Source organism: Asinibacterium sp. OR53 (genome assembly GCF_000515315.1).
In the GTDB taxonomy this organism is placed as follows: domain Bacteria; phylum Bacteroidota; class Bacteroidia; order Chitinophagales; family Chitinophagaceae; genus Sediminibacterium.
Genome location: NZ_KI911562.1, coordinates 1007471 through 1030400 on the forward strand (window position 1 = coordinate 1007471; position 22930 = coordinate 1030400).

Consider the following 22930-nt stretch of genomic DNA (forward strand, 5'->3'; position numbering starts at 1 on the left):
ATGCATTTTTTAGCCGTACTTTACAGTTATGATGAGCACCGATCCGTTACAGCCTAATCCCGATGTCCTGCTTGAACTGGTGCGGATGAAAATGCCCTTTGGCAAATACAAGGACAGGCTGCTTTGCGATTTGCCGATCAGCTACCTTGAATGGTTCCAGCAAAAGGGATTTCCCAAGGGAAAGTTGGGAGAGCTATTGCAAACACTGTATGTGATCAAACTCAACGGATTGGAATACCTGCTGAAACCCCTGCGCTAGTTACTGCATTGTCTTACCAATAACCAACGCTTGTTTTATATGAAACAATTGCTGCTTTTTTTGTTATTAGCTCCTGTTGCCGGTATTGCACAAAATTTCTCCGCAAAAGAGATAAACCGGTGGGAAGCCCAGGCGCATAAAGTAACCATCATCCGGGATACCTGGGGCATCCCTCATATTTATGGAAAAACAGATGCCGATGCCGTATTCGGTTTATTGTATGCCCAGTGCGAAGAGGATTTTGGAAAGGTGGAACGCAATTACCTGGAAGTATTGGGCCGTCAGGCCGAAGCAGATGGAGAAAATAAGCTCAACTATGACCTGCAGATGCGCCTGATAGAAGACAGTGCCGATGCTATCAGGGATTATGAACGCAGTCCCGAATGGTTTAAAAAACTGCTCAATGCTTTTGCCGACGGCATTAATTATTATCTGTACAAACATCCGGAAGTACATCCATTGGTTTTGAAACGCTTCGAACCCTGGTTTCACCTCATGTTCACCGATGGCAGCGTATCGGCTACCAGAACAGGCGGCATAGGGCTGGATGAGATCGGAAGTTTTTATATCAACAAAGAGGCAGCTAAGGCCACGGGATGGAACCACTCCTACGATGAAACAGAGCTTCGCGGATCCAATGGTTTTGCCATCGCCCCTTCGCGTAGTGCCACCAAGAACGCGTTGTTGTATATCAATCCGCATGTTCCTTTCTATTTCAGAACTGAAGTACATATGATAAGTGAAGAGGGGTTGAATGCTTATGGGGCGGTTACATGGGGACAAATGTTCGTGTACCAGGGATTCAATGAGCATTGCGGATGGATGCATACCACCAGCTATGCAGATGTTGCCGATCTGTATGAAGAAAAAGTAACCCGGCAGAATAACCAATGGGTATATGCGTATGAAGAAAAACAAAAACCGGTAAGAACAAAGAAGATCTTGCTTCATTATAAAAAAGAAACAGCAATGGTAGCGGTTCCTGTAGAAGCTTTTTACACCCATCACGGACCTGTGATAGGAAGCCGTAACGGGAAATGGCTGAGCCTTAAAGAAAATAACCGTTCGCTGAATGCCCTCATCCAGTCATGGGTGAGTACCAAGGCCAATGGTTTTGAACAGTTCAAAAAGGCCATGATGTTGTTATCCAATACAACCAATAATACGGTGTATGCCGATGACAAGGGAAATATTGCTTACTGGCATGGCGATTTTGTTCCGGTAAGAGATCCCAAACTTGACTGGACCTTACCGGTAGATGGCACGAAATCTTCGAATGAATGGAAGGGCACACACCCGCTCGACGAGATCGTTCATCTCTACAATCCTGCCAGTGGATGGATACAGAATTGCAACTCCACTCCTTTCACTGCAGCCGGCGAGAGCAGTCCGGATAAAACCAAATATCCCGCTTACATGGCCCCCGATGGCCAGAATGCCCGGGCGCTCAATGCCATGCGCCTGTTAAAGGATGCCGGCCAGCTAACGCTCGACGACCTGATAAAAATCGGGTACAACCGCTATATGTCGGCCTTTGATATTTTATTGCCTGCATTGTTCCAGGCTTATGACGCATCAACGGATCAAAACATCAAACAACAATTGAAAGAACCTATAGAATTGCTGAAAGCCTGGAATAAAACCGCCGATGAACATTCGGTGGCTACTACACTGGCGGTTGACTGGGCAACAGGAGTTGGCCTCTTGCTACCCAAAGCCAGAACGCAGGAAGAAGCCAGTAATGCCCTGGGTCGATTCCAGGAAATGGTGAACCATACAACGGCACAGCAAAAACTGGAAGTATTGATCCAAACATTGAAGAACCTGGAACAAACATTTGGCGACTGGCGGCAGCCCTGGGGTAATATCAACCGATACCAACGGCTCGCCGGTAATCAGTTCGATGATAAGCAGCCGAGCCTGCCTTCTTCACTGGCTTCCTCGCGCTGGGGCACCTTGCCTGCTTTCGAAAGCCGCAGTGCTGCCAATACAAAAAAGCGATACGGGGTATCGGGCAATAGTTTCATTGCCGCAGTTGAGTTCGGCAAGAAGCTACGCGCGAAAACCATTATCACCGGAGGCCAAAGTTCGCAGGCCGGCTACCCACATTTTACCGATCAGGCAGCAATGTTCCTGACCGGCCGGTTCAAAGATGTTTTTTTCTATAAGGAAGATATATCGCAGCACAAGGAACAGGAATACCATCCCGGCCAGTAAATAACAACGCTTGTTAACATAAGCCTGCAAAGCCCTCTTCGATAAGCATAAGAGATCATGCCGGCGATGCTCTTTACCCCCATCTTGCACATGATACGGGTGCGGTGACCTTCCACAGTTCTTTTACTCAAGAAAAGCGTTTGTGCTATCTGCTTGCTTGTATATTCTTTACAAATGAGGTTGATGATTTCTTTTTCCCTGTCGGTAAAAAAAACATCATAGGCTTTGCGGTTGCTGCGCTGCATGGCAGCAACCAATGCCTTTTTATCAGATGCCGGTCTGTAATGAGACGGGTAGGGTTCCTGTACAGTACCCACCACTTCTTCGATCTCTTCCTGGCTGGCGCTTTTGAGTATATAACCGGCTGCACCAGCCGTGATCATTTCCCATAAACTGTTTTCGTGTCCGTTAACAGCCAGGCCCACTACTTTACAATCGGGAATGAGTTTTTCCAGTTGTTTCATCAACATTTCACTGTTGATACCCGGCATGCCAATATCCAATAGGATCAGATCGGGGGCAGATAAAAGGGCGGTCGTGATCAACTGTTCCACACTGGTAGCTTCACCAACAATTTGCACGTTTTCAATATCGGAGAGGATGTTTTTAAGTCCCGATCTGAAAATGAGGTGTTGGTCACAGATTATCACTTTGATTTTAGTGTTTTCCATGATTTGATTTTTGTGGTATCCATATGCATATATGGAAGGGTTAATAAAGAAGTGGGAAATTGCTATAAAAGCAAGTACGTATGTTAAGTAGTTCTACGCAATTTTATGTGGCCGGCCTGTTATTTTTCCAAAATAAATTGTTTTTACAGGTATTTGATGGTGTAAACCATCGCTTAACCGAATGGTTTTTTACACTGCGATCATCTGATTAACTTGCACCCATGCAAGATTATCTGAAAGGACTGAATGAGCCCCAGTTGGAAGCGGTAACGCATATCAACGGGCCGCTGATGATTGTGGCCGGAGCAGGGAGTGGAAAAACAAAAGTGCTGACTACCCGTATCGCGCATCTCATGGCCCATGGTATTGATTCGTTTAACATACTGGCACTGACCTTTACCAACAAGGCAGCAGCCGAAATGAAAGAAAGGGTTGAAAAAATACTGGGTAATACAGAAGCACGTAATCTTTATATAGGCACTTTCCACAGCGTTTTTGCCCGTTTGCTGCGGGCCGAAGCGCATCGCCTCGGCTATCCGGCCAATTTCACCATTTACGATACCGACGATAGCCGGTCGGTGATTAAAACAGTGGTCAATGAACTGAACCTTGACGATAAACATTATAAGCCCAATATTGTAGGCAGCCGCATTTCAGCTGCCAAGAATGCGTTGATGACTCCGGCTGAATATGCACTCGATCATTTTATACAACAGGAAGACATGCGCGCCAACCGGCCCGCCATTGCGCAGATCTATGCTGCTTACGCCAGCCGCTGTTTCAAGAACGGCGCCATGGATTTCGATGACCTGCTGTTGAAAATGTATGAAGTGCTTAAACATTTTCCGGACGCACTGCATAAATACCAGCACAAGTTTAAATACATCATGATCGATGAGTACCAGGATACCAACCCTGTCCAGTACCAGATAGCCAAATTACTGGCCGCCGTGCACGAGAACATTTGCGTGGTGGGCGATGATGCACAAAGTATTTACAGTTTCCGCGGCGCTACTATTGAGAACATTCTCCAGTTTCAGAAAGATTATGATGATGTGAAAGTGGTGAAGTTGGAACAGAATTACCGCAGCAGCAAGAACATCATCCATGTTGCCAATGAAGTGATCAGGAATAACAAAGGGCAGATTCCCAAAAACCTGTGGACAGATAATGCCGAAGGCGACAAGATCAGACTGGTGCGTACCATGACCGATAACGACGAAGGACGGTTTGTGGCAGATACTATTCAGGAACAAAAGCTGCGCAATCATTACCTCAACCGGGATTTTGCCATCCTCTATCGCACCAACGCACAAAGCCGTTCTTTTGAAGAAAGCCTGCGGCGGATGGGTATACCCTATCGCATCTATGGAGGACTGAGTTTCTACCAGCGCAAAGAGATCAAAGATTTCCTGGCTTACCTGCGTGTGATCATCAATACAAAAGATGAAGAAGCGCTCAAACGCATCATCAATTACCCGGTAAGGGGCATTGGTAAAACCACGATTGAAAAATGCGTGATCATTGCCAATGAACAGAATATTCCCATGTTCGATGTGCTTACCCGCGCTGCAGAATTTGGTTTTAAAGCAGGCACATTGGAAGCGTTGCAGAATTTCGTTACCATGATCCGTTATTTTCAGAGCCTCTTAGCTGAAAAGAACGCTTACGATGTAGCGGTGCAGGTAGGCAAGCATACCAATATTGTAAAAGAACTCTTCAACGACAAGACCACAGAAGGATTGGCCCGTTATGAGAACATCCAGGAATTGCTGAACTCTATCAAGGAATGGATCGAAAGTCCGGCTAATGAAGATGGAGAAGTAGGCAATAAATCGCTGGGTGCTTACCTCCAGCAAATCACTTTACTCACCGATGCCGATGACGATAAAGAAAATAGCGATGTGGTAAAACTGATGACTATACATGCTGCAAAGGGACTTGAATTCGGATGCGTATTTGTGGCCGGTGTGGAAGAAAGTCTTTTCCCCAGTGGCATGGCCATCAATACCCGGGAAGAACTCGAAGAAGAACGCCGGCTTTTTTATGTGGCGGTAACCCGTGCCAAGCAACGGTTGTGGCTAACGTATGCCAATTCGCGCTACCGTTTTGGACAGTTGGTACAAAATGAGCCGAGCCGGTTCATTGATGAAATGCCCGAGCAGTATATCGATAAAAGCTATGCCGGTGGTGGTGCGCGGAACAGTACCGGATTTGATCAGCGGTTTGGCGGATTTGGCGCCGCGCCTGCCAGGAAAGCTCCGGCGAGCAGACAACCAAGTAAGCCCGAATACCTGCCGCCTGCGCCACCGAATAAAGTAGTGGAACACAAACCTTCGATAGATTTTGTGGCAAGCGATGTTTCGGCATTGCAAGCGGGGCAAGAAGTAGAGCACCAGAAATTCGGGTTCGGCAAGGTCGTTGCAATAGAAGGTTCTAATCATAATCCCATTGCCACTATTCAGTTTCAGCTGAATGGAGAAAAAAAGATCATGCTCAATTATGCAAAACTCAGGATTGTGGAGTAAATACTGGGATGCATTGCTGGCAACGGTTCTGTCGGCCTTTGCCCTTTACCTGCTGACGAAGCACAGCGGCATAGGCATCTCTCCCGATTCTGTCGAATATATCACCACGGCGGAAAACATTCGCCAGCATGGCCGCATGGCAGATTTTACAGGCTTGCTGCTGGTGCTTTTTCCGGCAGGATATCCCTGCCTGCTGGCCGCTGTACAATTTATTACAGGGTTATCGGTGATGGCATTTGCCCCGGTATTGAACAGTTTGTTGTTCGGTGGGGTTTTATTCGCAACGGCAACCATCATCAACGGACTGGAAAAAACCGCCACCTGGTATAGAAGCTTGTTCCTGCTGGCACTGGTATTGAGCCGCTGTATGTTGCAAACCTATTCCATGTTGTGGTCCGAAACAGTCTTTGTTTTACTCATTTTGGTTTTTATCATCCAGGCGCAGTGGTACCTGCAACAAAAAACCTGGCGCTCTTTACTGCTCTTATCACTGATAACCGCCATTACACTGGTTACGCGTTATGCCGGGGTGGTATTATTGGCAGTGGGAAGTATACTGATGCTGGCCGATGAAACGCTTGGCAGAAAAAAAAAGATACAACACCTGCTGGTCTTTAACCTTACCGGTGCATCCTTGCTGGCAGCAAACCTGATCAGGAACCATTTCGTGTCGAAAAGTTTTACCGGTGTCAGAGAAAGAGCAGAAAGGGGTTTATGGGATAATTTGCTCGACATCGGGAACACATTTGGTAGTTGGTTGCCATTCATGAAGGGCTATGAAAAAGCGATGGCCGTGCTGTTCATGATTGTAGTATTACTGGCATTGGGGGTGGTAGTATACCGGATACTACAGCAGCAGTTTTTTCGGTCTTACGAAATGGTGCTGTCGCTTTTTTTCCTGGTGTATGCTTTATTCATGGTAACGATTGCTACAGTTTCGCGTTTTGAAGAGCTGAACAGTCGCCTGTTGTTGCCATTATATATTCCGATGTTACTGTTGCTTACCGGCTGGTTTATCCCGGCAGTGCAAAGCACATTCGGCATGAAAAAGATTACGCTCTGTGCCTTGATGTTCTTTTTGTATGCCTCCTTCCAATGGTACCAGTACCGGCAGAATGCCAATGCATGGGAAGACATAAAAGACGCCGGCATTCCCGGTTATACCGAAGATAGCTGGACGCAGTCGGAAACCATCGATTATATACGCAAGCACAAAAAGGAGTTGGGTTCGCTTGTGTATGCGAATGCCAATGATGCCATATATTTTCTTACCGGCATGCGGGCCAACGTATTACCGCATAAGGACATACAGAAAGAGGTCAAAGAATGTATTGACCATCCATCGTTTTGTGTGGTAATGTTTACCGATGGAGACAACCCCGACCTGGTCTCTATCGATTTTATACAGCGCCATAAAAAACTGCTTTGGCAAAAAAACTTCGCCGATGGCGCCATCTATTATTTCAGCAATTGACGGGCGTGATTAAATACGAATCTGTAATTTCATTTGTTCATTCAATACCAGTTTCGCCAGATGACGAATGTTTTCAACCAATTTATCGACGGATTGCAACAAACAGGCGCGCTTGAATTCATAGCCGTATTCGCAGGTATTGCCAGCGTATGGTTCAGCCGTAAAGAAAACATACTCGTGTACCCGGTAGGGCTCATCAACACTACCATTTATGTTTACCTGAGTGTAAAAGGCCACTTACTGGGTGAAGCCAGCGTGAATTTTTACTATACGGTGATGAGTATTTACGGGTGGATGCTCTGGGCTAGGAAAGACCAGCAGAACAAAGAAACTTTATTGCACATTACTTACAGCAGTGCACGCAACTGGATAGAACAACTGTTGTTCTTCGTGGTTTTTTATGTGGCGATCTTCGGCGCACTCACCTGGCTCAAAAAAGCGTTTGCTCCCGAAGCCATTCCCTGGGCCGATGCTTTCGCCAGCGCTACGGCTTATACCGGTATGTGGCTGATGGCCAAGAAAAAAGTAGAAAGCTGGATCTGGTGGATCGCAACAAATATCGCTTCCATTCCGTTATATTTCATCAAAGGGTACGTTTTCACCAGCGTGCAGTTCCTGGTATTGCTGGTGTTGGCAATAGCAGGACTCATTGAATGGAGAAGAAAAGCGCTCGTCGTTACAAATCATGATTAAAAAAGTTGTTGTCATTGGGCCGGAGTCAACCGGCAAAAGCACTTTGTGCGAGTTGCTGGCACAGCATTACAATACCGAATGGTGCCCTGAATTTGCGAGGGAATACCTGTTAACACATGGTAAGGAATATCAATTCGATGACCTGCTGACCATTGCAAAAGGACAGCTTGCGCTGGAAGACGAATATTTTTCACTGGTAAAGCAACAGTGGTCATCAACGGCAGACAAGCATTGGGTCAAGCGCAATTCGTTGACTGCTTCGCCTCATGCGCCCTCTCTGTTTATAGATACGGATATGTATGTGATGAAAGTATGGTGCGAATATGTTTTCGGAAAATGCCACCAGTTCATTCTGGACGAGATCGTTTGGCGCAAATACGATCTGTATCTTTTGTGCAACGTGGATCTGCCCTGGGTAAAAGATGAATTGCGGGAATATCCGGATGAACAACCGCGGCAGGAACTCTATCGCATTTACAAAGACCTGCTCATTAACCAACGAGTTCCCTGGATTGAGATTAGCGGCGATTATGATCTGCGTGTACAAACAGCTATTGATGCTGTTGAACGATGGGTCCATTAACGGATGATGGCCTGTATGTCGGGATCATCTTCAATATTGTGCATTTGCTGAACGATCTGCGGATAACGCCATGCCACGCGACGGCTCATCGGTTGTACGCTGAACCTTTTGGGGTTGGGCAGACAGGCGATGATCATGGCCGCTTCTGCGCGGGAAAGATTACGGGCACCCTTTCCAAAATAGGCTCGGGATGCGGCTTCCACTCCAAAAATGCCCGGTCCCATTTCAATCACATTCAGGTATACTTCCAATATGCGTTGCTTACCCCAGATCCATTCGATCATTTTGGTAAAATAAAGTTCCGGCACTTTGCGAATAAAGCGGTCGATGCCACCCCCCTGCCATAGAAAAACATTCTTGGCTACCTGCTGGGTAATAGTGCTGGCGCCGCCTCCCAAAGGAATCCTGGTTTTTTTCCCTTTCTTTTTGGGGCGCAGACTTTTTTCAATGGCATCCCAATCGAACCCGCTATGATCGGGGTAAGTCTGGTCTTCACTGGCAATGGCCGCAAGCTTTATATTATAAGAGATATCGTTCCAGGATACATAATCGCGTTTCAAGCCGTAACCGAAAGCATTTGCTGCCTGTGTAATTGTAATGGGCGGCATGATCCATTTGCAGAGAATGATGTAGACCAGTGAAGAGAGAAACATAATGAGCAACGCTCTCCTGATCCATCGTCCTATTTTTCCCAAGCGGGAAGATTTTTTCTTTGCCATTTTCCTATCCTATTTTATTTCCATAGGTCAATATACCCCAGCAAAGTGCAATGCCAAAACCGATGAGGATCAGTCCGGATATTTTATTGATGAGATGAAGATTGCCCGGAGTGAGCTTGGGCCTCAACTTACCGGCCAGCATCACTTTGAGCAGATCGGAAAACAGTACGAATGCCAGGCAGGTGCCGAACACAATGGTCCTGTATTCTATGGGATGGACCGCCGTTTGCGAATCGGCCAGGATGGCTGCTGTCCAGGCAAACCAGAAAATGAATACCGCCGGGTTCAGGATGTTCATGAAAAAGCCGGAAAAAAAGATGGCCAGCAGATCGCGTTTCCTGAATTTTTTATCAACGATATTATTACTTTCATCCGTATGTACTTTTTTGAAGAAAAGCGTGTAAATGCCTACTGCTACCAGGAAAGCGCTTCCCGCCACTGCAATGAAAGTACGGTGGTTGAGTGCGGTAGTGAAGAGGGAAGTAAAAAAATTGCAGACCAATACCAGTAAAATATCACTGGCCGATACGCCTGCCACAAAAAAATACCCGGCTTTGTGACCGTTGTTGATGCTTTGTTTGATGATGGCAAAGATCACCGGCCCTACCGAAATACTCAATATCACACCTAAAATCAAACCCTTGATAAGCGGAGCAATCATGCTTGATAATTATTTACCGGTCAACAGATCAGTTTCATCAACAATCATTCGAGAATGGTGGCAACAATGATTTTATCCAATCCCGGGAAATGTTGATAGAAGTATTGATTGCCGTGAAGATAAACAGAATCCTGGTGTGCGAGCGTGGTTCTTCCATAAGCGTCATAAAAAGATGCCACCACTTCCATTCCTTTTATAACCCTGGCTACGGGTGTATATCCTTTTACCCCGTTGCGAGAAATGGTATCCAGTTTGTGGTTGTCGGCCATATTGATGAAGAGCTGCGTGGCCCGGTTATTAGCGCCATCGCGGGCAAAAGAGATCACTGCTTTCTTATTGTTGAATTTCGCGGGTTCATCGGGTATTTTGTGTGCATCCCAAAACCGGTTCACTTGGGGATTGTTGTTTATCCCAAACTGGATCACGTAATTACGCTGTACCCTGAACAGAACGGAATTGTTGTAAAAACTCGATCTGATGAGTTGGTACAGTCGGTCGGCACCCAAGGGCGACCAATTGCGGTAAACTTCAATTACGAATGCGCCTTTGGTGGTAGTGAACCGGGCTTTGAAAGTATCGGGCGCTCTTAAATGAAGTAGGGCCTGATCGGGCACCTGCGCTTTCGGCCACAAACAGGAAAGCAGCAGCGAGCAGGTGAATATACCCTTCAGCAAAACCGGTTTAAGCATGTACAGTGGTTAGTTCACTTTTAAGAAAGCGTTGCCAGTCTTCCAACATGCGGCCTTTTAATACACGGGGGAATTTGTGTTGTCCGCCTACTTTTCCTTTGCAGCGCATGAAGTCCATGAACTGTTGTTCGCTGAGCACTTCTACGAAGACTTCTTTCAAAGCGCTGTTTCTTTCAACAGCGTAATCATCGTTCAGCGCCTTCAGCTTCTCATCGATTTTGGCAGCCAGTTTCTTTCCATCCACATGATCGTTACAGGCCACATACCACTGGTGTGCAAAGAAGTTGCCATGGGGTATGCCGGCAACGGTAAATTCAGGTATGCAGATATTCATTTCATCGCTGACAAGCTGTATGGCTTTGTTCATATTCTCCACACTCAGGTGTTCGCCTACGAGGCTGAGGAAATGTTTGGTGCGGCCGGTGATCACGATCTCGCAACGTTCTTTGTCAACAAACCGTATGGTATCACCGATGAGGTATCGCCAGGCCCCGGCAGCTGTGCTGATGAGCAGTGCATAGTCTTTGCCTTCCTCCACTTCATGGATCATGAGTGCTTCAGGATTGCTGACTATTTCTCCATCGGCATTGAAATTTTTGGAATCAAAGGGCACGAACTCCATAAAAATATGTTCGCCGGTAACCAATCGCATGCCGGCACTATACTGGCGGTCCTGGTAAGCGATGAACCCTTCACTGGCAAGATAAGTTTCGATATAGGTGATGGGTTTACCCAATAATTTTTCAAACCCTTTCTTATAAGGTTCGAAGCTAACGCCCCCATGCACGAAAAAAGCCAGGTTGGGCCACATTTCATGAATGTTATTGAGTTTATAGCGTTCGATGATCATTTCAACACACATCTGTATCCAGGCCGGCACACCTACGAGGAAACCGATATCCCACTGCGGAGCTTTTTCAACGATCTCTTCGATCTTTTTGTTCCAGTCCTTCTCCTTGGCGATCTTTTTACCGGGCTTATAAAAGGGCTGGAACCAGAAGGGGGCATTTTTAGCGGTGATGCCGCTCAGGTCACCGGCATAATAGCCCGATCCTTTCTGCAGATCGGTACTGCCACCCAGGGTAAGCCAGCCTTTGCTCACAGAACTGTACGGGATATCTTCATAATTCCGCAGGCTCAGCAACTGCTTGATCATGACGATCTTATTGCCCCTCAGGAGGTCATTGGTTACGGGAATGTATTTACTGGCGGCCTCACTGGTGCCGCTGCTGAGAGCATAGTACCGGATTTTGCCGGGCCAGCAGATATCGGGCGTCCCTTCGAGGGTGGTATGCCACCAATCAGTGTATATCTTATTATAGGTGAAAACCGGGACCATTTCCTGGAATTTTTTACCAGGATGCTTGCTGAGCAATACTTCATCGAACCGGTATTGCTGGCCAAAAGAGGTGAACCTGGCTTTCCGGAGTAATTTTTTCAATACTTTGATCTGCTGCCTACGGGGATTGTTCTGGGGCAACCGGAGGGCCTTGAGAATAGAATTGGGTAGCTTGATATCAAGTATTGCCATCGTTAGCGCAGGTTTATCAATTTGAATATACAAAATTAACGCAAATGAGCTGAAATAGGGAATTTGACATAAGGAATTGGGTACTTTTGCGCCATGTTGAAACAAACCTTAATGCAGGCAGTCGAGGCAGGCGCCGCACAATTACAGCATTTTTTTAATGGCCAGTTTGAAATCAGTCACAAAGAGGGGATCAATAACCTGGTAACCGAAGCAGATCATGCCGCTGAAAAAGCCATTTTTGAAGTGATCAGGCAGCAATTCCCCGATCATTTCATATTAAGTGAGGAAACGGGCGAGATCATCCAGGATTCATCTTATAAATGGATCATCGACCCCATCGATGGTACGGTGAATTTTGCCAATGGCATTCCCATCTGCTGCGTGAGCATTGGCATTGAACAGAACGGCGAAATGATTCTCGGAGCAGTGTACAATCCTTTCATCGGGGAAATGTTCTTTGCGCAAAAAGGTTTCGGCGCTACACTGAATGATAAAAAAATAGCAGTGAGCCAGAAAACCGAAGTGATCAAGAGCTGCCTGGTAACAGGGTTCCCTTATACATACCTCGATATGCCCAACGGACCACTGCAGGTATTTGAAAAGTTGATCAGGAAAGGCGTACCGGTAAGACGGCTCGGCAGTGCAGCGATTGACCTTTGCTGGGTAGCGTCTGGCCGTTTCGACGGGTTTTACGAACACAAATTGCAGGCATGGGACAGCGCCGCCGGGTTCCTCATCGTAGAAGAAGCAGGCGGTAAAGTGACCGACTTTAAAGGCAATGCTTATTCACCCTATCAACCGCATATTATAGCTACGAATGGTAAAATCCACGATGAGCTGCTGGCCGTAGTGAATGGCGCATCGATATAACAAACCTGATATGGAACAAAGAACAGAAATAGGAGAATTGGGTGAGTTTGGATTGATTGAACACCTGACCAGGAATTTTGAAATACAGAATGCATCTACCGTAGTTGGCGTGGGCGATGATGCTGCCGTGCTGGATCATTTTGGCAAACAGGTGGTAGTTTCCACCGACCTGCTGATCGAAGGCATTCATTTTGATCTGATGTACACACCGCTCAAGCATTTAGGCTACAAGGCCGTTATGGTGAACCTGAGCGATATCTATGCGATGAACGCAACCCCAACACAGATCACCATGAGCATTGGCGTGAGCAACCGTTTCAGCCTGGAAGCATTGAGTGAATTTTACGAAGGCGTGCATGTTGCCTGTGAAAAACACGGAGTTGATTTAGTAGGAGGAGATACTTCTTCATCACAAAAAGGATTCATTATTTCTGTTACTGCCATAGGGGAAGTGGCGCCGGATCAGTTTGTAAAAAGAAGTACGGCACAGCAGGGCGATCTGATCTGTGTGAGCGGCGATTTGGGCGGCGCCTTCCTGGGCCTTACCCTGATGGAACGTGAAAAAAAGATCTTCCTCGAAAATCCGCAGGTGCAGCCCGACCTGGAGAATGAAAATTATATTGTTGGCCGTTTGCTGAAACCGGAAGCACGGAAAGACATCATACAGTTTTTAGCCGCACAGCACATCGTTCCTACAGCTATGATGGATGTGAGCGATGGTGTGAGCAGCGAGGTATTGCATCTTTGCAGGCAAAGCAACCTGGGTTGCCGTATCTATGAAGAGAAATTACCTGTATCGGAAGACAGCAGGAAAGCTGCGTATAAATTTGGATTAGACCCCACCGTTTGCGCGCTGAATGGAGGGGAAGATTATGAACTGATCTTTACGCTGAAGCAGGAAGACTACGATAAGATTACCCTGAATGAAGAGATAAGTGTGATCGGATATATGACAGCTATTGAAGAAGGCTGTAAACTACTCACCAAGGGGGGCAATAGTTTTGATATTACTGCGCAGGGATGGAATGCTTTTCAGAAATGATACCGGCACGATGGTAAAAAGAAGATTGTTCTTATGGCTGTTTTTGTTCTGGCTGTCAGGGCCTAACAAGCTAATGGCACAAAGAGCGGATGCTATATTACCTAAAATGCCTGCCAGCCGTTTGCGTGAAGATGTCATCCTGCTGAAAAAAATACTCGAAGCCAATCATCCCAGTCTCTATTGGTACACGCCGAAAGACAGTATGGACCAGTATTTCAGGTACACCATCAACAGTATTACCGATTCGCTGAATGAAGTGGCATTCAAGAATAAGGTTGCGTGGCTGGTGAGCAAAATCCGGTGCGGACATACCACGGTCCGTTTTTCAAAAGCATATGGTAAAATAGCGCCGCTGTTCAGGTACCCCTTATTCCCGCTGGCATTGAAAGCCTGGAACGACAGCCTGGTAGTGCTGGGAAGTATCTGGCCCCGCGACACGGTTTTTAAAAGAGGCACCATCATCACTTCCATCAACGGGCGAAGCAACCGGCAGGTGCTCGATTCTATTTTTCAGTTCATCAGTACCGATGGTTATGCAGATAATTACAAGAACCAGTTGGTCAGCGGCAATTTTCCCGCCTGGTATAAAACCATATTCGGTACCGACAGTGTATACACCATTACCTACATCGACACTGCAGGCAGGGAACGATCTACATTGGTGAAAGCTTTCATTCCCCGAAAGGATAGCATTGGCACTAAAAAACCATCAACGGACAAGCACGATGAGCAGATCAGTGGCAGGCCAACAAGGAGGATGCGGCTGATGAATAAAAGAGTAATGGTCATTGATACGGCCAGCAGCACAGCCTTCATGCGCATCACCAGTTTTTCGGGAGGAAGGCTCAAACCTTTTTTCAAACGATCTTTCAAAACCATCCGGCAACAGCACTTGCAACACCTGGTGATTGATCTGCGGGAAAACGGAGGCGGCACGGTTAGTAACAGTGTAGACCTCACGCAATACCTGGCGGCAAAACCGTTTAAGCTGGGCGATAGCGTGGTGGCCATCAGCCGGAAATTCAGGTATGGAAGATATATCCATCCAGCCTGGCCCTATTGGTTGGTGATGAATCTTGCCGCCACCAGAGAAAAAGATGGGCTGATACATTTCGGTCATTATGAGCAACACTATTTCAAGCCCCGCAAAAGATTCCATTTTGATGGTGATGTTTACTTAGTGCAGGGGGGACTGACATTTTCTGCCGCCAGTATGATGGTAGCCACTTTGAAAGGACAGAAAAATATAACAGTGGTAGGAGAAGAAACCGGGGGAGGATATTACGGCAACTCAGCCATGCATATACCCACAATCAGGTTGCCATATTCGGGTCTGCAGGTGAGCCTGCCCATGTACCGGCTTGTCATCGACAGCAGCCACCCTAAAGGACATGGCATTGTGCCAGACCTCGAAGTAAAGCCTTCTTCCGGGGCCATCAGGAAAGGGATTGACCCGAAAATAGAAGATATTCGGGCGCTCATACAGCGTAAAAGCCGTTGAACGAATCTTTACAAAACGGTAAGAACACGTGATTTTCCCGGAATCAAAAATCACTAAATTGCGCTATCGAATAGAATGTTACTCAAACCCAGGGCAAAATATCGGTTCGTCTATCCTAAGGCAAGCTTTGTAAGCTTGGTTTGTTTTTTGGTGATCGGTGGTACCTCTGCTGCACAGGATACCACGGTAGTTCATTCAAAGGACAGTGCAGTAATTCATGCAAAAGACAGCACGGTGCTGATGAACGATCCCATTGTTGCAACACGCCACAAGCTTTCACTTAAACCCACCGGAGACTTTGACCAGCGCTTCTCTTTTATCGAAGACCAGGGCGTGAGTATATGGGGCTATCGCATAGGATTACTGTTCAATGACAAATTCAAACTGGGCATTGGGGGATATTTCCTCGATCAGAATACCGCCAGTGTGAAGCTGGATAAAAAAGGCATACCGCTACGCCAACTGACCAAGCGGCTTTATTTCGGAACAGTTTATTATGAGCCCTTCCTGTTCAGGAAAAAAAGATGGGAAATGAGCATGGTGTTTGAACTCGGTTATGGTAAAGCGGTACTGGATTCGGTAAACAAAATACGCGGACGGTTTGTAACTACTACCCAACACCAGGATTTTGTTCCGGGTGGTTTTGGTTTCTCAGCCAACTTCATCATGCCTGAAATAAAACACATGCATTTCCTTACCTACATGGGCGTTAATACGATGATTGGTGTACGCAAAACGATTTTCGAAAGCGATCTCCGGTATAATTACGACGGCTGGTACTGGAGCATTGGAAGCGCCATTTTCATTGACAGGATATTTACCGATATCTTCAAAAGACATAAACGGGAAACTACCCGGTAACCACCTGTTCTATTTCCAGCGCTTCGTTCATACATACAAGGTTGGCGTCGTATCCTTTTTCTATTTTCCCCATCCGGTGTGCTTTTCCCATTACCTGGGCGGGGTACAGGCTGGCCATTCGCAATGCTTCTGCCAACGGTACATCGACACGATGCACCAGGTTTTGCACGCATTTGAGCATGGTGAGGGCAGAACCGCTGAGTATATTGTTCGACTCGTATTTGTCGCCCGCCAACTGGTGCGGGTAAGGGCCTTCCGTAGTAGTGGTAACGGCATCGGTGATAACGAAAAGCCGTTCTTTCATTAAATCCTTGGCAATGCGCAACACGGGGAAATCAACATGATAACCATCCGGTACGATGCTCGACATTACCCCGGGGTGATTGAAAATGGCGCCCACCATACCCGGTGCACGATGTTGTAAAGGGCTCATAGCATTGAACAGATGGGTAGCCGCCGGGATACCGCCATTGAATGCGGCCATAGCTGTTTCATAAGTAGCGTTGCTGTGACCGGCCGAAATAACAATATCGTAAGAACGTATCAGGTCGATCACATCCTGGCCACAGGTTTCGGGTGCCAAAGTGATCATCGTAATAATATCCTTGCCATAGTCGAGCAAGGGTTTTATTTTTTCAACGGATGGCGCATGGATGAAAGATTCGATATGCGCGCCACGCTTGGCCGGGCTAATCCAGGGACCTTCTATATGCAGTCCCAGGCAGCCTTTGCCCCCCTTTTTCCAATAGTCGCGAACAGCGTCGATGCATTGGTAAAACACTTCGTAACTGTTAGTGGCCACCGTAGGTTGAAAATAGGCGGCGCCACCTTTGCTACAATAATCATACAGCAGGTCCAGCGTATTGGCTTCGGGGTAAACAGCCAGTAACCGGTTGTGCGCACCGTAAATTTGTATGTCAACAAAAGCCGGTGCAATAATAGCATGTTGCAAGGTTTCACCCGAAGGGAGCGCTGTGGAAGGGAGTATATCTGTAATGGCGCCTCTTTCAATAACTACGGCATGGTGATGCAGCCACTCAGTACCGGTAAATACGCGGTTGGCGAGGTAAATCTGTTGGTTTTTCATGCAGCTTTCATGTTCATGATTGACTGATATGGAAATGATCGGCATCCTTCCAGAAAGGGAAGCGCGACCGTACTTCATCCAGTTTTTCTTTATCGATCGTAATTGTGTAGATGGCTTCTTCGTGTGCCTTGTGGAACAATACTTCACCCAACGGGTCAATCACCATGCTGTCGCCACTGTGATAAATACCATTCCCGTCATTACCCACCCTGTTTACGCCCATGACATAACATTGGTTCTCAATAGCCCTGGCCGTAAGCAGTGTTTTCCAGGCGTGACTGCGCCTTTCGGGCCAGTTGGCTACATAGACCAGTACATCGTATTCAGGCTGGCTATTGGGTCCGTTTTCCAACTGCTGCCTGGCCCATACAGGGAACCGGAGGTCGTAACATACCTGCAGGTTGACCTTCCAGCCCTTTACCTGGGCTATCAGCCTCTTTTTACCTGGTGTATATTTTTCATCCTCACCCGCAAAGGCAAAGCGGTGGCGTTTGTCGTAATAACCCACGGTTTGATCGGGCAATACCCAAAGCAGGCGGTTGTAATAATGCCGCCCGTCCTCAATGATGACACTGCCTGTGAGCGCAACCCTTTTCTTGTGCGCCCAGTCCTTCATCCATTGTACGGTTGGCCCTTCCATATTTTCTGCAAGTTTTTCCGGCTGCATGCTGAAACCGGTGCTGAACATTTCGGGCAGTATTACAATTTCTGTTTTGGCGGTGATGCTTTCCAGGAGCTGACCGAGATGACCGAGGTTGGCGGTCTTGTCTTCCCAGGCAAGGGAGGGTTGTATCAGCGAAAAAGTCAAAGACGACGACATGGGGAACAACTTTCTTGATTGCAAAGATGGTCAATAAATGGCAGCTATCACTTCCTGGATAAGGTTATTTTCATAGCCTTTGCGTAAAAGGAATGCAGTGGTTCTGGTGTGGCGGCCAGCCGGACTTTCAGCTTTCAGGCTTGCCCATTTTTCCCGGGCAAGTTTGGAAAGTACTTGCAGGTAATCCGCTTCGTCGATCTCTTTCAAAGCTGCCTTTATGTTGTAATCACTAACACCTTTTTGTCGCAATTCAAACCGGATCTTTATTTTACCCCATTTTTTGAGGCGGAAATGGCCGCCCGCAAACTGGATGGCATAGCGTGCTTCGTTTAAATAATCTTCCTCGATCAGCCGGGTAATTAATGTTTCCACCTCTTTCTTGAACAAGCCCATTCCATAAAGTTTTTCACGCACTTCGTAATGATTGCGTTCCTGATATGCGCAATAATGTTTAATTTTCTGGAAGGCTTTTTCTGGTGAGAGGCTGGTTTTCACAAGTTTTACGTTAAAAATGGATTATAATGTAGATTTGTCCTTTAAGGCGTCAGACTTTTCAAAGCAAAATAACCAATATCCACTGTCAGATTACTATGAAATATACCGTTTGTCTCATAGACGATGATCCCATTTACCAGTTTACCGCCCGGAAGATCCTGGAATCTACCGAACTGGTAAAGGAAGTGCATTCTTTTAATAATGGTGCTGAAGCACTGGTCCATTTTGAAAAGCTTGCCGGCGCCGACAGAAAGGATTTCCCCGATATCATTTTTCTTGATATCAATATGCCGGTATTGGACGGTTGGGAATTCCTGACATCCTACGAAAAAATGCAACTGCCTGTTGTATCACCTCCGCTATATATGGTGAGTTCATCCATCAACGAGGCAGATATACAACATTCAGCCACTTTCCATACGGTAACGGGTTACCTGGTAAAACCAGTGCCCAAGACCAGGTACCGCGAACTGCTGGAAGCTCTGGGAAATGGCCACTAACTCATTATACACTGTTTATGCGGCAGGCGTGCAAATTTCTGTTTACGAATATTAACATTTTACACTAGGTTTGTTGCGAACCTAAATGATCGAGAATGAAATTCATTGTTTCCTCTTCCTCTCTTTTGAAACACCTGCAGCAGATCAGCGGTGTGATCAACGCGAATACCGTATTACCGATACTGGAAGATTTTTTATTTGAGATACAGGACAAAAAACTGAATGTGGTTGCTACGGACCTGGAAACAGTGATGCGTGTGCAGATGGAAGTAGAGAGTAAGGCTAGCGGCAAAGTATGTATCCCGGCTAAAATCCTGCTGGATTCGCTGAAAAATATCCCCGACCAGCCGCTTACTTTCAATATCGACAAGAATTTTGCCGTTGAGATCACCAGCGACAATGGTAAGTACAAGGTGATGGGAGAAAACCCCGATAATTTTCCGAAGGAACCCCCGGCCGATGATACTACCGGTTTTGCCATGACCAGCAGCGCCTTGCTGACTGCCATCAACAAAACACTTTTTGCAGTGAGCAACGATGACCTCCGGCCTGCTATGACCGGCGTATTTTTTGAACTGTCAAAAGACGGGGTACAGTTTGTGGCAACGGATGCCCACCGCCTGGTACGCTACAAGCGTCTCGATACCAAAGCCAGTAAGAACGATTCTTTCATCGTTCCCAAAAAGCCCCTGAACCTCTTGAAGAATGCGTTACCGGATAACGATGATGAGCTGACCATTAGCTATAATGGCAACCATCTTTTTGTGAACCATGGTTCAACACAAATGATCTGCCGGCTGATCGATGCGCGCTTCCCAGATTATAAAGTGGTGATTCCCGTCGATAACCCTTACAAGCTGATCGTTAACAAAGGAGATTTTCAGAATGCTCTTCGCCGGGTGAATGTGTTTAGTAACAAGAGCACCAACCAGGTGGCGCTGAGTATCAGTGGCAGTGAACTGCAGATGGCGGCGCAGGATGTAGACTTCAGTTTTGAAGGTAACGAAAGGATGAGCTGCCAGTACGATGGAGGCGACTTGCAGATCGCTTTCAATGCAAAATTTCTTATTGAGATGCTGGGTGCAGCCGATACGGAAGAGATCAGGATGGAATTGTCAACATCTACCAAAGCAGGCCTTATCAAACCCAGCGAGCAGGCAGAAGGAGAAGACCTGCTGATGCTGGTAATGCCTTTGATGCTGAATAATTAATATCATATCGAATAATTTCATAAACGCCCCCGGATAAGGGGCGTTTTGCATAACAGGAACAACCCGTTCGCGAAATAATTTGTAAATTGATAAAGCTATTTCGTTTGCTATGCTTGAAAACCTCGTTCATTATTTCAATCATATTCCCAGCCTCCACCGCACCCTGATACTGGCAGGCGGTATTAGTTTTTTTTGGTTGCTCGAAGGCATCATACCACTATTCAGGTTCAGGTACAACAAATGGAGACACGCCCTGGTGAATATTTTTTTTACACTCACCACAGTGGTAGTAAATTTTCTTTTTGCCGTACTGATCGTTAAAACGAGCGACTGGGCCACCGCGCACCATTTTGGTATTTTGTACCTGGCTACAATGCCCTTGTGGCTTACACTATTACTGGGATTATTGTTGCTGGACCTCATCGGCGCCTATTGGATTCATTATATAGAACATAAGGTCAAATGGATGTGGAAGTTCCATGTGGTGCACCATGCCGATACGCATGTAGATACAACTACTGCCAACAGGCATCATCCCGGCGAGAGTGTTTTCAGAGCGGTATTTACTTTGCTCGCCGTATTTGTTTGCGGGGCACCTGTATGGCTCGTGATGGTGTATCAGAGCATGAGCGCACTGCTCTCGCAGTTCAATCATGCGAATATCCGTTTTCCTCGTAGGCTTAACCGGTTCTTGAATTGGGTGATCGTTTCTCCCGATATGCATAAAGTACATCATCATTATGTGAGGCCGCAGACCGATAGCAATTATGGTAATATTTTTTCCATCTGGGATCACCTGTTTGGCACTTACAACAATACAGCAGTTGACGGGTTGCATTACGGACTGGATGTGCTGGATGAAAAGCGGGATGAAGAATTGAGCTACCAGATGGGCCTCCCTTTCAATCAAAAAATAAAAACCGATTATTAACGATCTCCTGTGATCTTTGCAGGAAACAGCGTTCATGAAAAAAATAGCCATGATCCCGGCGCGTTATGCTGCTACCCGTTTCCCGGCCAAGCTCATGCAGCAACTGGGCGCGAAAACAGTGATAAGGCATACTTATGATAATACGATGGCAACAGGGTTGTTCGATGAAGTATATGTGGTGACAGATAGCGAGATCATTTTCAAAGAAATTGAACAAAACGGCGGGCGGGCCATCATGAGCCGGAAGGCACATGAGAGCGGCAGCGACCGTATTGCGGAAGCGGCCGAACACCTCAATGTGGAGATCATTGTGAATGTGCAGGGCGATGAACCTTTTGTAAAGAAAGAACCACTCGAAAAACTATTGCAGGTATTTGAAGGGGAAGCGGGAAAAAAAGTACAGGTGGCTTCCCTGATGCAGGTAATGAAAGAAGCGCAATTCATCAACGATCCTAATTATGTAAAAGTAGCAGTAGACAAGCAAATGAACGCGCTCATGTTTTCCCGCAGTGTGATACCTTATCCGAGAAATACAGCAACAGCAGCAGTTTATTACGAACATATCGGTGTATATGCTTTCCGGAAAGAAGCGCTGATGTGTTTCACCCAATGGGAAATGACCCCGTTGGAGACCGCCGAAAAAATAGAATGCCTGCGCTACCTCGAAAATGGCATTGCATTAAAGATGGTGGTTACCGATTATATGGGTATTGAAATAGATACGCCGGAAGACCTGCAACGCGCAGCAGGATTATTTTTATAGCTTTATTCTGCAATCAATGCCGAGGTATGACCGGAACCAATAACTATGATTTGAGCTTACTGGAACAGTTGGGCGATAAAAGCGCTTTGCTGGATGTATTAGATCTGTTCTTAAAAGATACGCCTGAACAGGTGCGGCAATTAGCCCTTCGTACCGGGGCCGGGGAATGGGAATCTGTTTCAGCATTAGCACACAAGCTGAAAGGCTCCCTATCTATGTTACAGGCAAAACCATTGGTGAGCCACCTGGCAACAATAGAGAAGATGGCCAAATCCGTTGAAGATAAGACCCCCGTTGCAGGCCTGGTGGCAGAGGTGGAGGTCACTTTTGAGGTTCTCAGGGAGGAATTGTCGAAAGAAGTAAACATGATACGTAAAGAAATAGGCTGACTGCGGTTAAATAGCTATTTTTATAACGCGTATTTCATAAAATCCCCCCGCTATGAAAATCTTGGTTGCAGAAGATGAACCAATGCTATTGAAAACAATTGAGTTGAAACTCAAGAAGGAAGGTTACGATGTAATTGCTACAGGGGATGGCCGTGATGCCATCGCAAGAATTGAAAAAGACGACCCCGATCTTGTCATCAGCGATATTATGATGCCCTACGCATCCGGATTGGAAGTTGTTTCATTAGTAAAACAACCGGGCCGCAAAACGATTCCCATTATTATTCTTTCAGCCATGGAACAGGAAAAAGTGGTCATGGAAGCATTTGAGCTGGGTGCTGATGATTATATTACCAAACCTTTCAGCCTGAATGAGCTATCGATACGGGTAAAACGGCTGGTAGGCAAAACAGCAAGTAAGTAAGCACTGAAGCA

24 protein-coding genes are annotated in these 22930 nt (G+C 46.5%); 16 read left to right on the forward strand and 8 right to left on the reverse strand.

Annotation, left to right across the window (positions count from 1 at the left end; translation table 11 throughout):
• The first annotated feature begins 28 nt into the window (after positions 1-28).
• On the forward strand, positions 29-259 hold the full coding sequence (locus SEDOR53_RS0104410; RefSeq protein WP_232214714.1) for a DUF3820 family protein: 231 nt from the start codon (positions 29-31) through the stop codon (positions 257-259).
• Between the two features lie 39 nt (positions 260-298).
• Positions 299-2476 carry a penicillin acylase family protein gene (locus SEDOR53_RS0104415; RefSeq protein ID WP_026768632.1) on the forward strand — a complete coding sequence of 726 codons (2178 nt, stop codon included), beginning with the start codon at positions 299-301 and terminating at the stop codon, positions 2474-2476.
• On the opposite strand, the gene SEDOR53_RS0104420 is transcribed toward SEDOR53_RS0104415, so the two are convergent.
• Entirely contained in the window at positions 2422-3147 is a 726-nt protein-coding gene (locus tag SEDOR53_RS0104420; protein ID WP_026768633.1) for a response regulator transcription factor, read from the reverse strand. The two genes, SEDOR53_RS0104415 and SEDOR53_RS0104420, sit on opposite strands and share 55 nt — an antisense overlap.
• A 221-nt stretch (positions 3148-3368) precedes the next feature.
• On the opposite strand from SEDOR53_RS0104420, the gene SEDOR53_RS0104430 reads away from it, so the two are divergent.
• The 4 genes from SEDOR53_RS0104430 to SEDOR53_RS0104445 are packed head-to-tail and all read left to right on the forward strand — an operon-like array spanning position 3369 to position 8425.
• On the forward strand, positions 3369-5675 hold the full coding sequence (locus SEDOR53_RS0104430) for an ATP-dependent helicase (protein ID WP_026768634.1): 2307 nt from the start codon (positions 3369-3371) through the stop codon (positions 5673-5675).
• The gene (locus SEDOR53_RS0104435; protein ID WP_026768635.1) at positions 5650-7149 is read left to right on the forward strand and encodes a hypothetical protein; all 1500 of its coding nucleotides are present in this window, start codon (positions 5650-5652) and stop codon (positions 7147-7149) included. Before SEDOR53_RS0104430 ends, SEDOR53_RS0104435 begins: the two co-directional genes overlap by 26 nt.
• A gap of 60 nt (positions 7150-7209) precedes the next feature.
• Positions 7210-7842, forward strand: a complete 633-nt coding sequence (gene pnuC, locus SEDOR53_RS0104440) for a nicotinamide riboside transporter PnuC (RefSeq protein ID WP_037360541.1) — start codon at positions 7210-7212, stop codon at positions 7840-7842.
• Positions 7835-8425: an AAA family ATPase gene (locus tag SEDOR53_RS0104445; RefSeq protein ID WP_026768637.1), complete on the forward strand. Its 591-nt coding sequence runs from the start codon at positions 7835-7837 to the stop codon at positions 8423-8425. Before pnuC ends, SEDOR53_RS0104445 begins: the two co-directional genes overlap by 8 nt.
• Here the strand turns inward: SEDOR53_RS0104445 and mtgA are convergent.
• The 4 genes from mtgA to SEDOR53_RS0104465 are packed head-to-tail and all read right to left on the reverse strand — an operon-like array spanning position 8422 to position 12025.
• Positions 8422-9144 (reverse strand): monofunctional biosynthetic peptidoglycan transglycosylase, encoded by a 723-nt coding sequence (mtgA, locus tag SEDOR53_RS0104450; protein WP_026768638.1) that lies wholly within the window; start codon positions 9142-9144, stop codon positions 8422-8424. The genes SEDOR53_RS0104445 and mtgA overlap by 4 nt on opposite strands.
• Before the next feature lie 4 nt (positions 9145-9148).
• On the reverse strand, positions 9149-9805 hold the full coding sequence (locus SEDOR53_RS0104455) for a LysE family translocator (protein WP_026768639.1): 657 nt from the start codon (positions 9803-9805) through the stop codon (positions 9149-9151).
• Between the two features lie 44 nt (positions 9806-9849).
• Positions 9850-10494, reverse strand: a complete 645-nt coding sequence (locus tag SEDOR53_RS0104460) for a peptidylprolyl isomerase (protein ID WP_051416492.1) — start codon at positions 10492-10494, stop codon at positions 9850-9852.
• Positions 10487-12025: a GH3 auxin-responsive promoter family protein gene (locus SEDOR53_RS0104465; RefSeq protein WP_026768641.1), complete on the reverse strand. Its 1539-nt coding sequence runs from the start codon at positions 12023-12025 to the stop codon at positions 10487-10489. Before SEDOR53_RS0104465 ends, SEDOR53_RS0104460 begins: the two co-directional genes overlap by 8 nt.
• Positions 12026-12136: 111 nt before the next feature.
• Here SEDOR53_RS0104465 and SEDOR53_RS0104470 point away from each other — a divergent pair, with 111 nt between their 5' ends.
• The 4 genes from SEDOR53_RS0104470 (at position 12137) to SEDOR53_RS0104485 (ending at position 16299) form a co-directional block, all read left to right on the forward strand.
• Complete coding sequence (locus SEDOR53_RS0104470) at positions 12137-12895, forward strand: inositol monophosphatase family protein (protein ID WP_232214715.1); 759 nt, start codon at positions 12137-12139, stop codon at positions 12893-12895.
• Between the two features lie 10 nt (positions 12896-12905).
• Entirely contained in the window at positions 12906-13937 is a 1032-nt protein-coding gene (thiL, locus tag SEDOR53_RS0104475; protein ID WP_026768643.1) for a thiamine-phosphate kinase, read from the forward strand.
• Positions 13938-14010: 73 nt separating this feature from the next.
• On the forward strand, positions 14011-15438 hold the full coding sequence (locus SEDOR53_RS0104480; RefSeq protein WP_198018795.1) for a S41 family peptidase: 1428 nt from the start codon (positions 14011-14013) through the stop codon (positions 15436-15438).
• Positions 15439-15513: 75 nt separating this feature from the next.
• Positions 15514-16299 carry a hypothetical protein gene (locus tag SEDOR53_RS0104485; protein WP_026768645.1) on the forward strand — a complete coding sequence of 262 codons (786 nt, stop codon included), beginning with the start codon at positions 15514-15516 and terminating at the stop codon, positions 16297-16299.
• Here SEDOR53_RS0104485 and nagA read toward each other — a convergent pair.
• Genes nagA through SEDOR53_RS0104500 form a run of 3 tightly spaced genes read right to left on the reverse strand, consistent with a single transcriptional unit; the run spans position 16289 to position 18701 of the window.
• Positions 16289-17386, reverse strand: coding sequence for an N-acetylglucosamine-6-phosphate deacetylase (nagA, locus tag SEDOR53_RS0104490; protein WP_026768646.1), 1098 nt, complete (start codon positions 17384-17386; stop codon positions 16289-16291). The genes SEDOR53_RS0104485 and nagA overlap by 11 nt on opposite strands.
• A 13-nt stretch (positions 17387-17399) precedes the next feature.
• Positions 17400-18206 (reverse strand): amidohydrolase, encoded by an 807-nt coding sequence (locus tag SEDOR53_RS0104495; RefSeq protein WP_026768647.1) that lies wholly within the window; start codon positions 18204-18206, stop codon positions 17400-17402.
• 30 nt (positions 18207-18236) lie between these two features.
• Positions 18237-18701, reverse strand: a complete 465-nt coding sequence (locus SEDOR53_RS0104500; RefSeq protein ID WP_026768648.1) for a regulatory protein RecX — start codon at positions 18699-18701, stop codon at positions 18237-18239.
• Positions 18702-18796: 95 nt separating this feature from the next.
• Here SEDOR53_RS0104500 and SEDOR53_RS0104505 point away from each other — a divergent pair, with 95 nt between their 5' ends.
• The 6 genes from SEDOR53_RS0104505 (at position 18797) to SEDOR53_RS0104530 (ending at position 22919) form a co-directional block, all read left to right on the forward strand.
• The gene (locus SEDOR53_RS0104505) at positions 18797-19201 is read left to right on the forward strand and encodes a response regulator (RefSeq protein ID WP_026768649.1); all 405 of its coding nucleotides are present in this window, start codon (positions 18797-18799) and stop codon (positions 19199-19201) included.
• A gap of 95 nt (positions 19202-19296) precedes the next feature.
• A complete protein-coding gene (dnaN, locus tag SEDOR53_RS0104510) occupies positions 19297-20412 on the forward strand; it encodes a DNA polymerase III subunit beta (RefSeq protein WP_026768650.1) in 1116 nt (371 codons plus the stop codon).
• 109 nt (positions 20413-20521) lie between these two features.
• Positions 20522-21343: a sterol desaturase family protein gene (locus SEDOR53_RS0104515; protein WP_026768651.1), complete on the forward strand. Its 822-nt coding sequence runs from the start codon at positions 20522-20524 to the stop codon at positions 21341-21343.
• 34 nt (positions 21344-21377) lie between these two features.
• Positions 21378-22106, forward strand: a complete 729-nt coding sequence (gene kdsB / locus SEDOR53_RS0104520) for a 3-deoxy-manno-octulosonate cytidylyltransferase (RefSeq protein WP_026768652.1) — start codon at positions 21378-21380, stop codon at positions 22104-22106.
• Between the two features lie 26 nt (positions 22107-22132).
• A complete protein-coding gene (locus SEDOR53_RS0104525; RefSeq protein ID WP_026768653.1) occupies positions 22133-22495 on the forward strand; it encodes an Hpt domain-containing protein in 363 nt (120 codons plus the stop codon).
• A gap of 52 nt (positions 22496-22547) precedes the next feature.
• A complete protein-coding gene (locus SEDOR53_RS0104530) occupies positions 22548-22919 on the forward strand; it encodes a response regulator transcription factor (protein WP_026768654.1) in 372 nt (123 codons plus the stop codon).
• Positions 22920-22930: the final 11 nt, after the last annotated feature.